Below are 14695 nucleotides of genomic sequence, written 5' to 3'. Positions count from 1 at the left end.
AAAATTAAAACTTCAAAATTTACAGATAAGAAATATATTATTAGTAGGATTCTTGCCTATTTCTTGTCTGCAAATTAAATGTGGCATAACCGATCTAACCCCATAAAAAAAGAATTAAAAAAATATAAAAAAATTCCCACGGCGGAACATCCGCCGTGGGAAAATAAGCTATCCTAATTGCTCAAATTAGTCAAGGTCAGGCATAGCCAATACCGGTTCGGTCTCGCGATCGATCCCTTTCTCAAAGCCAGCCGCCGCCGCACGAGCGCGTCCGGCATGCCAGAGGTGACCGACTAAGAAAAAGAAGCCCAAAACGAAGTGAGACGTTGCCAACCAAGCACGGGGAGACACATAGTTAAACGAGTTAACATCCGTGATAACGCCACCCACAGAGTTCAAAGAACCCAGAGGAGCATGAGTCATATACTCGGCAGCACGACGAACTTGCCAGGGTTGAACGTCATTTCTGAGCTTGTCTAGGTCAAGACCGTTGGGACCGCGCATTGGCTCAAGCCATGGACCGCGAAAATCCCAGAAACGCATTGTCTCGCCGCCGAAGATAATTTCGCCAGTGGGAGAACGCATCAAGTATTTACCCAGACCAGTGGGACCTTGAGCAGAGGCGATGTTAGCACCCAAGCGCTGGTCGCGCACTAGGAAGGTGAAAGCTTGCGCTTGAGAGGCTTCCATGCCAGTTGGTCCATAAAATTCACTGGGATAAGCAGTGTTATTGAACCAGACGTAGACAGAAGCAATGAAACCCATCAGGGACAGCGCACCCAAGCTGTAGGAAAGGTAAGCTTCCCCAGACCAGATGAAGGCGCGACGTGCCCAACCGAAAGGCTTGGTCAGAATATGCCAAATTCCACCAGCGATACAAATCAAACCAACCCAAATGTGACCGCCAATAATATCTTCCATGTTATCGACGCTGATAATCCAGCCTTCTCCACCAAAAGGAGCTTTGATGAGATAGCCAAAGATGACGGCAGGATTGAGGGTAGGGTTAGTGATGACGCGAACGTCGCCACCGCCAGGTGCCCAGGTGTCGTATACGCCGCCAAAGAACATGGCTTTGAACACTAACAGTAGGGCACCGAAACCGAGAAGGATAAGGTGATAGCCAATAATATTGGTCATTTGGTTCTTATCCTTCCAGTCATAACCAAAGAAGCTGGAATATTCTTCTAGGGTTTCTGGGCCGCGAAGGGCGTGATAAATCCCGCCAAAACCAAGAACGGCAGAAGAAATTAGATGAAGTACGCCGACAACAAAGTAAGGGAAAGTATCGACGACTTCACCGCCAGGTCCCACACCCCAGCCAAGAGTAGCCAGGTGAGGGAGAAGAATCAAGCCCTGTTCGTACATGGGCTTCTCTGGGGTAAAGTGAGCGACCTCAAACAAGGTCATCGCACCAGCCCAGAAAACAATTAATCCAGCGTGAGCGACGTGAGCGCCCAGCAGCTTACCGGAAAGGTTAATCAAACGGGCATTACCAGCCCACCAGGCAAAACCGGTCGAACTGAGGTCGCGACCGCCGCCTGCATACGAAGTATTAGAGAGCGTTACCACGTGGCAGTACCTCCTCAGGGAAGACAAAATTCTCGTGAGGCTGATCCTGCGGAGCCATCCATGCCCGCAGTCCCTCGTTCAACAAGATATTCTTGGTGTAGAAGGTCTCGAATTCCGGGTCTTCAGCCGCCCGCAATTCTTGGGAGACGAAATCATAGGCGCGCAGGTTGAGGGCGATGCCTATGATGCCAATGCTGGCCATCCACAATCCCGTCACTGGCACGAACAACATGAAGAAGTGCAGCCAGCGCTTGTTGGAGAAGGCAATCCCGAAAATCTGCGACCAGAATCGGTTCGCCGTTACCATCGAGTAGGTTTCTTCTGCCTGGGTTGGCTGGAAGGCTCTGAAGGTATTGGCTTGGTCTGAGTCTTGGAAGAGGGTGTTCTCGACTGTGGCTCCGTGAATGGCGCACAGTAAGGCTCCTCCTAATACTCCGGCTACTCCCATCATGTGGAACGGGTTGAGGGTGAAGTTGTGGAATCCTTGGACAAATAAGATAAAGCGGAAGATTCCCGCTACCCCAAAGCTGGGGGCAAAGAACCAGCTACTTTGTCCGAGGGGATACATTAAGAAAACCGACACGAACACCGCTATCGGCGCGCTGAAGGCAATGGCGTTGTAGGGACGGATTCCCACCAAGCGGGCAATTTCAAATTGCCGCAACATGAAGCCGATTAAGCCAAAGGCTCCGTGCAAGGCGACAAAGGGCCACAAGCCCCCGATTTGACACCAACGGGTGAAGTTGCCTTGCGCTTCTGGTCCCCACAAGAATAATAGGGAGTGCCCAAAGGCATCGGCGGGAGTCGATACGGCTACCGTCAGGAAGTTGCAGCCCTCTAGGTAGGAGCTGGCTAGTCCGTGGGTGTACCAAGATGTGACGAAGGTGGTTCCGGTCAGCCATCCTCCTAGTGCCAGGTAGGCGCAGGGGAATAGCAGTAAGCCGGACCAGCCGATGAAGACGAAGCGATCGCGCTTTAGCCAGTCGTCGAGGACGTCAAACCATCCTCTCTGTGCTTGCGCGCGTCCCATTGCTATGGTCATAGTTTCATATCCTCTTGCTTAACTGAAATCAAAGGCAAGATTTCTTAACGTTAGGTTTTTTTAGTTCGGGACTTAGGTCTCACTTATTGTAATCTGTGAGATGACGAAAATACAGTCAGTTTACTGACGATTTTTTTGAGATGGGAAACGTTTTCCCAATTTCGCCGCTCGGAAACCCTCTCGGCAAACTATCAACATTTCTTAAACTAGCCCCATAAGGACTATTTCCCGATACTAAAAGAGGATTTGGGCGGTTAATGCCCTAATCCGTCTTTAATCATTATTATCAAAAAATTTACAAACTGACATATCAAATCTCAGAAATCGATGATTGGGGATTGGGGAGAGTGTGGGAAGCAGGGGGATTAATTCGTAATTGGGAGCAGGGAACTCCGGAATAAGAGGGACATGGTAAATATTGACAAATGCAAAATGACAAAGGACAAAAGACAAAGGACAACTGACAAACAACTATATGACTCTATCGTCGATTGGCGATCGCAACAAAACTTGCAATAGAATTGTTCGCAAAGCTTGGCTGTTTCTCGTTATTGTTATTTTTCTGTTGGGGCTGTTCTTTCGCTGTGCCAATCTCGATCGCAAAATTTTTTGGGTTGATGAAGTTGCTACGGCAACTCGCACTGCAGGCTATACCAGAGATGAGATCGTCGAGCGACTTGCCGATAGAGGGGTCATTGGGATCGAGGACTTGCAGCAATATCAGAAACTGAGTCGAGATCGAGGTTTAGGCGATACGCTCAATGCCTTGATGCAAAGTCCAGAACATACTCCGCTATATTTTTTGATGGCGAGATTTTGGCGACAGTTATTTGGCAGTTCGATAACGGCAACGAGAAGCTTGTCTGTTGCGTTCGCTTTATTGACATTTCCCTGTCTTTTTTGGCTATGTCAGGAATTATTTAAATCCCCGTGGGTAAAATGGATGGCGATCGCGCTTTTTAGCGTTTCTCCGTTCTATATTGCCTACGCCCAGGAAGCGCGTCCCTACAGTTTGTGGACAGTGATGATTGTACTATCTGGTGTTGCGCTTCTGAGAGCCATTCGCCTTAATACTCGTCAGAGTTGGGGTTTCTATACCGTTACTTTAATTTTTGGATTTTATACTTCTCTATTATCTTTTTTAGTTACTGTCGGACAGGGATTTTATGTTATTGCTTTAGAAAATTTTCGTTATACGAAAACCGTAAGAAATCATCTAATCGCCTTGGGGATTGCCTTAATTACTTTTGTTCCTTGGGCGATCGTAATTTTTCATCACTGGCAGTTGCTGCAAGATAATACAACCTGGGTTAGAGATCCCGTAGAAATTTCATTTATTGCAGCAATTTTTGTAGCTACTATTCTCTTAACTTTTGGTGACCTTCCCCTTTCTAATTCTCTCGAACATCTCAAAATTGTAAAGCTGTTAATTGTTCTTGTTTCGATCATTGCAATCGCTCTATTAATTTATTTTATTTTTTTCAAATCTAGAAAAAATCAAAAAGCCAAGTTATTGATTTACGGCTTGCCTATCTCAACTCCCTTAATTTTAATATTTAGTATTGTCATTAGCTTTAATCATTTGCCTATTCATTCTGCCCTCGAACCCGTTGCAACCGTAGGAATTTTAATTGCTTTAGGGTTGCTAAGCTTAACGGTTTTCTCAATTTTTTTTGTTGTTGCGCAAGCACCCAAGCCAGTCAGTTTATTCATTCTGACGCAAACTCTATCAACGCCTATAATTTTAATCCTCAATGATGTAATTTTAAAGGATCAAAGTTCTGGTTCTCCTAGATATTTAATGCCTTTTCAACTAGGAATCCAATTAGCTGTAGCTTATTTATTAGCTAATAAGATTGAGGCTACTCATCTTTTCAAAACTAGGCAACAGCAAATCTGGAAAGCGATCGCAGTTGGATTGATTTCAGTCGGAATAGTTTCGGGAATTTTAAACCTAGGAAAATCGCCTATCTATCAAAAAAGCCGCAATTTTCATAATCTTCCCATTGCCACAATTTTGAACGAAGCTAAGAACCCACTTCTCTTAGTCGATTCGGCACAAACAATAGATATTTTATCCCTGAGTCATAACTTAAAAGAAAAAGTCAAAGTTGGAATTTTATCTGACTCAAGTCAATTCTCTCAATTCATTGATTCTTGCCAGGAAATATTTTTATTTAATCCCTCTGAAACTTTAAGAAATCGTATTAAAGATGAAGCTCGCATTCAAATCGAGCAAGTTTATCAACCTAAACAGTTAATTCCTGGCGAGACTGTCCTATCATTGTGGTCGGTTAAAAGAGCAAAAAATAGTTGTTTTTCTCTTGTAACCGATCTGAAATTCATGTAATCAGTTACGAAGGGAAATCGTTTTATGTTTAACCCCTACTCAAAACAAACTAAAAACTCGATCGCGGCTGAATTTCTGCTTTGCCTTTTGCCTTTTTACCTTTGCCTTGCTGATGACTCTTGACTGGAACGCCGCTTCTCCTCTACTATGCAACAACTTTGATGTTTTTTAGATAATTTCAAACCAGTACTAAATAATCGAACACTCAATTTCGTCTTCTTTCCACCCGCCCACTTTAAGTAAAGATGCGATCGACCATACCATTAGAGCCTATTGCGATTGTTGGAATAGGATGTCGTTTTCCTGGTGCAAATAATCCTGAATCCTTTTGGCAACTTCTGAGAAATGGTGTTGAAGCAATTTCTGAAGTGCCAAAATCTCGCTGGGATGTAGACCGATTTTACGATCCCGACCCGGCTAAACCTGGTAAAACCCACACTCGTCGCGGCGGATTTTTAGAAGGGATCGATCGCTTCGATCCTCAATTTTTCGGGATTTCACCGCGAGAAGCCAATACTATCGATCCCCAACAACGGCTTTTACTAGAAGTAGCATGGGAAGCCCTAGAAGACGGCGGACAAATCCCAGAACAATTAGCAGGGACGCAAACGGGAGTTTTTATCGGCATCGGCACTCACGACTACTCCATTATGCTCTGGCAGCATCCGGTGAGCGACCCCTACGCCACAACCGGAACGGGAAACTGCATTGCAGCTAACCGCATCTCCTATGCCTTCGATTTCAAAGGTCCCAGTCTAGCTGTCGATACTGCTTGTTCTTCTTCTCTAGTCGCCGTTCATCTGGCTTGCCAAAGTATCTGGACTGGCGAATCTACAATGGCTTTGGCTGGCGGGGTCAATGTTATCTTACTGCCGACGGTAATGGTAGGATTCGCCAAAGGCGGCTTTTTGTCTGGTGACGGTCGCTGTAAGAGTTTTGACACGGGTGCTAATGGCTACGTTCGCAGCGAAGGAGCGGGAATTGTTGTTTTAAAGCCCCTTTCTCAAGCGCAAGCCGATGGCGATGATATCTATGCCGTCATTCGCGGCAGTGCAGTCAATCAGGACGGATGGACGAACGGACTGGCAGCCCCTAATCCCTTGGCACAGGAAGCCGTTATCCGAGAAGCTTGTCGCAGAGCAGGGGTTTCTCCCAGTCAGATCCAATACGTCGAGGCTCACGGAACGGGAACAAAAATCGGCGATCCCATTGAAATGCAAGCCTTGGGAGCAGTATTAGCAGAAGGTCGCGAATCTGGGGATTACTGTGCTGTTGGGTCGGTGAAAACGAATATCGGACATGCAGAAACAGCCGCAGGCGTTGCGGGATTGATTAAAGTCGCGCTGGCGCTCAAATATAAGCAGATTCCACCAAGCTTGCATTTCCAAGAACCTAACCCTGCGATCGCGTTTGATAAGCTTCCCTTGCGAGTGCAAACGACTTTAACGCCTTGGTTAGAGCGATCTTTTCCCGCTCTAGCGGGAGTGAATTCTTTTGGCTTTGGGGGTACAAATGCTCATGTGGTTTTAGAAGAATTTCACGTCCAGACAATCCCCCCTGCCCCCCTTATTAAGGGGGGAGGAAGTGTTGAGCAGGTAAATTCTCTATCTGAGGGGAGTAAGCGTCCGCTACATCTGTTGACTCTCTCGGCGAAAAGCGAGAAGGCTTTGAGGGAGTTAGCGGGACGATACAAGGAGTTTTTGGAGTCCCATCCAGAAGTAGGCTTGCCCGATGTTTGTTTTACAGCTAATACCAGACGATCGCAGTTTAACCATCGCCTGGCGATCGTAACGAAATCGACCGAACAATTGCGATCGCAGCTAGAAGCTTTTGCATCGGGGCAGGAAACCTCTGGATTAATACGGGGTCAGATAACGAGCGATCGCATTTCTAACCTAGCATTTTTATTTACAGGTCAAGGTTCGCAATACCTCGGAATGGGACGAGAACTATATCAAACTCAACCTACCTTCCGCGCCGCCTTAGATAGATGCGCCGAAATTGTGCAACCCTATCTAGATAAACCATTACTTGAAGTGTTGTATTCAGATGACCGGCGTATTAATCCAAAATTAGACGAAACAGCCTACACCCAACCCGCCCTATTCGCTATTGAATATGCCCTCTACGAACTTTGGCAATCCTGGGGCATCTCTCCAACTGCCGTTATCGGTCATAGCGTCGGGGAATACGTCGCTGCTTGCGTGGCAGGAGTCTTTAGTCTCGAAGATGGACTCAAACTGATTGCCGCCAGAGGGCGCTTGATGCAGCAATTGCCACCAGATGGGACAATGGTAGCTGTTTTCGCCAGCGAGGCAAGAGTTAGTACTGCCATTGCCCCCTACCAACAGCAAGTCAATCTAGCAGCTATTAACGGCTACGAAAATCTCGTCATTTCTGGCAAGCGCGAGGCAATCGAGAGGATAGTTTCCCAATTAAAAGCAGGGGGGATTGAGACGAAACCCCTTAACGTCTCCCATGCCTTTCACTCCCCTTTGATGGAGCCAATCTTAGCAGAATTTGAAACAGTTGCTCGCCAGATTACTTATTCCCCTCCAAGGATAGAATTAATCTCCAACCTGACTGGAGAAGCTATCGGCGAAGAAATCGCTACGCCAGAATATTGGTGCCGCCACATCCGGCAACCGGTTAGATATGCCCAAAGTCTAGAAACGTTGCATCGGCTAGGATATCAAGCCTTTGTAGAAATTGGAGCCAAACCCATCCTTTTAGGGATGGCACGCTCTATTTTAGAAAATCCAAACTCCAATTTGTGGTTGCCGAGTTTGCGTCCGGGAACTTCCGACTGGCAACAATTGCTTGAGAGTTTGGCTCAATTGTATGTGCGGGGAGTAAGCGTCGATTGGTTTGGTTTCGATCGCAATTCTCCTCACACTCTGGTACACCTGCCAACTTATCCTTTCCAACGTCAGCGCTTTTGGTGGAAAAGTCCAAAATTAAATGAGTGTCAATCCCCAATCCAAAATTCAAATCATCCTCTACTCGGTCAACGATTACATCTAGCAGGCACGAAGGAGATTCGTTTTCAGGCGCAAATCAGTCAGGATTCGCCTACTTATTTAAAAGACCATTGCCTTGATACTCAGCCAATTTTTCCGGCTACAGCTTACCTGGAAATGGCATTAGCAGCAGGGGCAAACCTCTTCAAATCGGATCGCTTGCGATTAGAGGAATTTGCGATCGCACAGCCTCTAATCTTACCAGAAAACGAACTCAAAACGCTTCAGATAATCCTTATTCCTAAAACTTTATCAGGTTATTCTTTTCAAATTTTTAGCAGCACGATTGATGAAGAAACTACAGAATCATCTTTTATCCTTCATGCTTCTGGAACAATCGATGTAGAGGATAAAAACGAACAACCTTTTCAATCTGAGTTAGCCCGGTCGCAGGCAGAATTCATTCAAAATTCACTTTCAGTTTTAGATTACTATCAAAAGTTGCGAGAGCAAGGTCTTTGCTATGGTATAAGCTTTCAAGGAATCAAACAACTTTGGCAGTTTCAAGGGCAAGTATTGGGACAGATTCAATTACCAGAAATACTAACTTTTGAAGCAGAAAACTATCAGTTACATCCTGTCTTATTAGATAGCTGTTTTCAGCTTTTAGGCGCAGCTTTTGCGGAGGATGAAAGGGGAACTTATTTACCCGTAGGATTAGAACGACTGCATGTTTATCGCCGTTCGAGCCATTATTTGTGGAGTCGCGTTAAAGTCGGGAAAGATAATCCTACTAACGGTTACACTACTGGGCAACGACTAAAGGCAGATTTACAATTATTTGATGAAAATGGTATTTTAATCGCTCAAATTGAAGGTTTATCACTTCAGTATGTCAGCTGCCAATCGCTACAGAAGTTCGCTCCAGAACCAAAACAAGAAAATTTAGAAGATTGGTTATACGAAGTTGTTTGGCAGCCTTCTAAAAGGCAGAAGACAGAATCTCTAGGGCAGAAGACAGCAGAAAATTGGATAATCTTTGCTGACCGACAAGGAATAGGGGTCAAGTTAGCAAAAGCCCTTGAGGAAAAAGGCGATCGCGCTATTCTCATTTTTCTAGGTCAGTCTTATGCTATCTCAGATGAGGGACACTATCAGATCGACCCGACTCAGCCAGACGATTTCCAGCGATTATTTGAACAGATAAAGCCTTGTTGTAAGGTCGTTCATCTCTGGGGACTAGAGGTGACAACAGATTTACAACAAGCGCAAGTTCTAGGATGTGGCAGTGTCCTACATCTGGTTCAGGCGCTAATCAAAGCGCGTTTTCCTCAATTACCTAAGCTTTGGCTAGCAACTAGAGGAACCCAGCCAGTCGGAATAGATTCTACTCCTATACAAGTACAACAATCTTCTCTGTGGGGATTAGGGCGCGTCATCAGATTAGAACACCCCGACTTGCCATGTAAATGTCTAGATTTAGACCCGTCTGAGGAAAGCGATGACATCCTAACTCTGCTAGAAGAATTGTATTCCCCAGATGCAGAAGACCAAATAGCTTATCGTCAGGGAATTCGTTACCTTCCCAGATTGATGCAACGAACTTCTCAAACTCAGTCAGATACTCCCATCCAATTAAAAATTTCCGACTACGGGATTTTAGACAACTTAACTCTTGCCCCGGCAACTCGCCGTTCTCCTGCCCCAGGAGAAGTGGAAATTCAAGTTTGTGCAGCTGGGGTAAACTTCAGAGATGTCCTCAATGCGCTGGGAATGCTCAAAGAATACCTCGAACAGATGGGATTTGCCGATGCTGCTGAGGTTCCTTTCGGCGGCGAATGCGCAGGAAAAATTGTGGCAGTTGGGGAAGGCGTTGAAGGGCTTCAAGTTGGCGATGAAGTTATTGCCGCGCAAGCGATTGGCGGTTTGAGTAGTTTTGTGACGGTCGATGCTCGATTTGTGGTTCGCAAGCCAAAGGAATTAAGCTTTGAGGAAGCCGCTACGATTCCAACGACATTTCTGACGGCTTACTACGGACTTCATTATCTAGCAAAAATTAAAAAAGGCGATCGCGTTTTGATTCATGCGGCGGCGGGAGGAGTCGGTCAAGCAGCCATCCAATTAGCCCAAAAAGCAGGGGCAGAGGTTTTGGCTACGGCTAGTCCTAAAAAGTGGGAATTCCTTAAATCCATAGGCGTGACAAACGTCATGAACTCCCGAACGCTGGATTTTGCCGAAGAAGTGATGGCGTTGACGGACGGGCAAGGAGTCGATATCGTACTCAATAGCTTAAATGGGGAATTTATTGCTAAAAATCTCGAAATTCTTGCCCCAGGAGGTCGATTTGTCGAAATTGGCAAAATCGGTATTTGGGATGAAAGCCAAGTTAGAGAAAAAAGAGCCGATGTTGCTTACTTTCCTTTCGATCTGTTAAACGTATCGCAGGATCGCCCCAGTTTAATCGCCTCAATGCTTGAGGAATTGATACAGGAGTTTCATCAAAGGTCTCTACGTCCCCTTCCTCATACGGTATTTCCGATAGAAGAGGCAGCTAGTGCTTTTCGCTATATGGCGCAAGCGAAGCACATCGGCAAGGTCGTTATCTCGCTGCCACAAATTGCCTCTCAACCCTTTATGATTAGAGAAGATGGGAGCTACCTGATTACGGGAGGTTTGGGGGCGTTGGGACTCCAAGTAGCTCGTTGGCTAGTCGAGCAAGGAGCAAAGCATTTAGTTTTAGTCGGACGCAGCCAATCTTCACAAGCAGCCCAGGAAACGATTAGCCAACTCGAAAAAGCAGGCGCTAGAGTTTGTGTTATTCAAGCCGATATCTCCAATCCAGAGGATGTAGCTCGAATCATTGTTTTCTATCAGAAAATTCAATCCAAAATCCAGTTAAGGGGCATCATTCACGCTGCTGGCATTCTCGATGATGGCGTGCTTCTAAAACAGACCTGGGAGCGTTTTGAGCGAGTCATGGCTCCCAAAGTACAAGGCGCGTGGAATTTACACGTGGCAACCCAAGATTTACCGCTAGACTTTTTTGTCTGTTTTTCCTCTATTGCCTCTTTAATCGGTTCTCCCGGTCAAGGCAATTATGCGGCGGCTAATGCATTTATGGATGCTCTCGTTCACTATCGCCGAGGAATGGGATTACCTGCTTTGAGCGTTAATTGGGGAGTTTGGGCAGATGTGGGGATGGCGGCTGAATTATCGGCTCAAAACCAAGCTAGATTGGAACAGCAAGGATTGAGTGCGATCGCGTTGCAACCAGGATTGCAGTTATTAAAAGAATTGCTGCAACAGCAAGCCACTCAGGTTGGCGCGTTACCTGTCAATTGGTCAATTTTTCTCAAACAACTTCCCGAAACATCTTTCTTTGAAGCAGTAACGCCTAAGTCAGAAGAAAAATTAGTACAGCCACGCTCTGAGTTTCTACAACAGTTAGAATCAGCAGCGAGTAGCGATCGCAAAACGCTACTATTCGATCGCGTTCGCTCGCAAGTTGCGAAAGTGTTGGGGTTCAGTTCGCCCGAACTCATCGAACCCCAACAAAATTTTGGCGACCTAGGAATGGACTCTTTGATGGCTGTAGAGCTTAAAAACTCTCTCCAAACGAGTCTAGGTATTTCTATTCCGCTCACTTCCGCTTTCGACCACCCAACAATAGAATTGCTGACAAATTATCTTGCTCAAGAACTATTTGCAGGAGAATCAGTTGATGGCTTTTCCACCCAATCGAGCTTGCGATCGCCCAGTCCGAGTTCTATCAATCAATTAACCATACAATCGAACGAAAAGCCATCTACCCTAGGAATGATTAATGAATCGATGGTTCGGTCTAACGAGCAAGCAATCGTCAATGAATCTCCCAATAATAATGGCAGCAAAACTTCCGAAACGTTAACAAATCGAGAAATTAGACCAGAACTCTATCAATTTCGGCTGATGCCAGAGTACCTCAACCTCCGAAAAGATTTAGAAAGAGTCGAGAAGCTTGGCAATCCTTTCTTTGAAGTCTACGACGGGATTGCAGCAGATGCGATTCGAGTTGGCGATCGCGAATTAATCAACTATTCCAGCTACAATTATCTGGGAATGTCGGGGGATGCAACTGTCTCCCAAGCAGCGATAGACGCGATCGCGCGTTACGGGACTTCTGTCTCGGCAAGCCGCGTCGTTTCGGGAGAAAGACCGCTCCATCAAGAGCTAGAGCGCGAAATTGCCGATTTTCTGGGCACAGAGGATTGCATTGCCTACATTGGCGGTCACGCGACCAATGTCACTACCATCGGTCATTTATTTGGAAAAAACGATCTCATTCTCTGCGATGCTCTCAGCCATAACAGCATTCGAGAAGGCTGTAAACTATCGGGCGCAACGATTATCGAATTCCCGCACAACGATTGGCAAACCCTCAATCGCATTTTGTCCCAATGCCGCCACGAATATGAAAAAGTCCTCATTGCGATCGAGGGAATTTACAGTACTGATGGAGATTTAGCATATTTACCAGAATTTGTCAAGATAAAAAAACGATACAAAACCTTTATTCTAGTGGATGAAGCGCATTCAATCGGCGTATTAGGGGTTTATGGTCGCGGTATTGGCGAATATTTTGGGATTGCGCCCGCTGATGTCGATTTATGGATGGGAACGCTCAGTAAATCTTTTGCTAGCTGCGGCGGTTATATTGCTGGATGTCGGGAAGTAGTGGAATATTTGAAATATACGGCACCGGGCTTTGTCTTTAGCGTCGGCATGTCTCCGCCCAATGCAGCAGCAGCACTGGCAGCAATCCAACTGCTCAAAGCCGAACCAGAACGGGTATCTCGCCTGCGCGATCGCGCTAAACTATTCCTAGAGTTGGCAAAGAGTAAAAGACTCAATACAGGAAACAGTCAGGATTCGCCCATCGTGCCCATTATTGTTGGCGAACCTTACAAAGCCGTGCAGTTGTCCCAGGCACTCTCTAGACGCGGTATTAACGTCCAACCGATGGTTTATCCCTCCGTGCCTTACAATGCTTCTCGCTTGCGCTTCTTTATCAGTTGTACGCATACAGAGGAACAGATTCATTTTACGATCGATGCGATCGCACAAGAGATTGCCAAGCTGAATTAACAAACTTTTGGGGAAATAATCAATTAGTGGATTGAAGGATCGCCCTAAAGCAAAGATGCTGCCCGTTCCGCCAGATCGGAGCGTTCGCCTTTAAGCAAGGTAATATGTCCGGCTAGGGGATCGTGCTTAAACTTCTCTACCACACAACTAAGACCATTGCTGGCAGCATCTACATAGGGGTTATCGATTTGATCGATGTCGCCAGTCAGTACTACTTTAGTTCCTTCTCCGGCACGGGTGAGAATTGTCTTGACTTCATGGGGGGTTAGGTTCTGAGCCTCATCTACGACAAAAAACTGCTTGGGCAGCGTGCGACCGCGAATATAAGTGAGTGGCTCGATCTCCAGCAAGCCAAATTCTATCAGTTCCTCGTGTCCCCGTCGCCAGTGACGGGGTTTATCCGAGGGATCTTGAGTGCCGAAGATGAGATCGAAATTGTCATAGAGAGGTTGCATCCAGGGAGTCAGCTTTTCTTTGACTTCTCCAGGCAGATAGCCTAAATCTCGACCCATCGGCACAACGGGGCGAGAAATTAATAGCCTGCTGTAGGCTTTTTCGTCGGCTACCTTATGCAATCCAGCCGCGATCGCCAGTAAAGTTTTACCAGTCCCCGCCTTACCTACTAAAGTAACCAATGGGATCGAATCGCGCAGCAACAGATCGAAAGCAAATTTTTGTTCGCGATTGCGGGGACGAATGCGAGAGATGCCAGACTGGGGAAGTTTGAGCAGCGAGACAATCCGTTTACTCGCTCCGTCAACTACGGCAAGGGCTGTATGTGAAGGATTGGCACTATCTATCAGAGTTAGAGCTTGGTTGGGAAAAAACTCGCGATTTAGAATAAGAGAACCTTGTTTCAACAGTTGCTCGATTTCTTTCGCCTCTACCATAACCTCGCCCATGCCCGTGTAAAGTCCTTCAACATTGACTTTATCGGTTTTGTAATCCTCGGCAGCTAGCCCCAAGGCATCGGCTTTGATGCGCAGGTTGATATCTTTGCTAACTAGCACAACCGGACATTGGCACTGGCGCTTGAGTTGTAGCGCTACTGCGAGAATGGCATTGTCTGCACTATCTCCCTCTAGTTCCGCAGGCAGTTCCTGAAGAATCTTTTTGTCGCACAGAGCTACTCGCAGTGTACCGCCGCTATCGAGGGGAATGCCTTCAGTTAGATGACCTTGCTGACGTAATTTATCGAGAGTACGAGATGCCTGACGAGCATTTCTGCCAATAACGTCGGCTTGCTTTTTAAATCGGTCTAGTTCTTCAATAATTGTAATTGGAAGCACGACATCGTTGTCCTCGAACCGCAGCATCGCGTTTGGGTCGTGTAGAAGCAGGTTGGTATCGATGACAAAGGCTTTTTTCATAGACCCTCCTCACTAGCGATCGCGGCGAGTATTATGAATTAAGGCAAACTAAGCCTAATCTATCGCGCTCCAGCAAATTATTGGGGATTGTATTGCGAAAATGAAACTTTCCGCGCGATCGCGTTCGGTTTTATTGATTTAGGTGCGATCGGGACATCCTGACCCTAGCACTTTTACTTAAATTTTACTTAAAGCAGAGGCAAGCTATATGTAATGTATGATAGATTCGCGCCTAAGTGTGGTGTGGGAAAGTATCCGCACAGTCGCAAATATTAAG

The 14695-nt window shown here is 46.2% G+C and carries 5 protein-coding genes; 2 read left to right on the top strand and 3 right to left on the bottom strand.

The window, feature by feature from the left end:
• Positions 1-186: 186 nt before the first annotated feature.
• Both psbC and psbD read right to left on the bottom strand, forming a co-directional pair.
• Positions 187-1572, bottom strand: a complete 1386-nt coding sequence (gene psbC, locus PLE7327_RS10265; RefSeq protein ID WP_015143766.1) for a photosystem II reaction center protein CP43 — start codon at positions 1570-1572, stop codon at positions 187-189.
• On the bottom strand, positions 1556-2614 hold the full coding sequence (psbD, locus tag PLE7327_RS10260; RefSeq protein ID WP_015142340.1) for a photosystem II D2 protein (photosystem q(a) protein): 1059 nt from the start codon (positions 2612-2614) through the stop codon (positions 1556-1558). Before psbD ends, psbC begins: the two co-directional genes overlap by 17 nt.
• 475 nt (positions 2615-3089) lie before the next feature.
• On the opposite strand from psbD, the gene PLE7327_RS22650 reads away from it, so the two are divergent.
• The gene (locus tag PLE7327_RS22650) at positions 3090-4964 is read left to right on the top strand and encodes a glycosyltransferase family 39 protein (RefSeq protein WP_015143765.1); all 1875 of its coding nucleotides are present in this window, start codon (positions 3090-3092) and stop codon (positions 4962-4964) included.
• A gap of 245 nt (positions 4965-5209) precedes the next feature.
• A complete protein-coding gene (locus PLE7327_RS10250; protein WP_015143764.1) occupies positions 5210-13048 on the top strand; it encodes a type I polyketide synthase in 7839 nt (2612 codons plus the stop codon).
• Positions 13049-13092: 44 nt separating this feature from the next.
• Here the strand turns inward: PLE7327_RS10250 and PLE7327_RS10245 are convergent, their stop codons facing one another.
• Positions 13093-14418 (bottom strand): PhoH family protein, encoded by a 1326-nt coding sequence (locus tag PLE7327_RS10245; RefSeq protein WP_015143763.1) that lies wholly within the window; start codon positions 14416-14418, stop codon positions 13093-13095.
• Positions 14419-14695 lie beyond the last annotated feature (277 nt).

Source organism: Pleurocapsa sp. PCC 7327, assembly GCF_000317025.1.
In the GTDB taxonomy this organism is placed as follows: Bacteria; Cyanobacteriota; Cyanobacteriia; order Cyanobacteriales; family Microcystaceae; genus Hydrococcus.
This window is presented reverse-complemented; position numbering and strand designations above follow the sequence as displayed.

Coding starts and splice junctions, on each gene's coding strand:
- PLE7327_RS10245 (WP_015143763.1), bottom strand. CDS start 14,418: ATGAAAAAAGCCTTTGTCATCGATACCAACCTGCTTCTACACGACCCA.
- PLE7327_RS22650 (WP_015143765.1), top strand. CDS start 3,090: ATGACTCTATCGTCGATTGGCGATCGCAACAAAACTTGCAATAGAATT.
- PLE7327_RS10250 (WP_015143764.1), top strand. CDS start 5,210: ATGCGATCGACCATACCATTAGAGCCTATTGCGATTGTTGGAATAGGA.
- psbD (WP_015142340.1), bottom strand. CDS start 2,614: ATGACCATAGCAATGGGACGCGCGCAAGCACAGAGAGGATGGTTTGAC.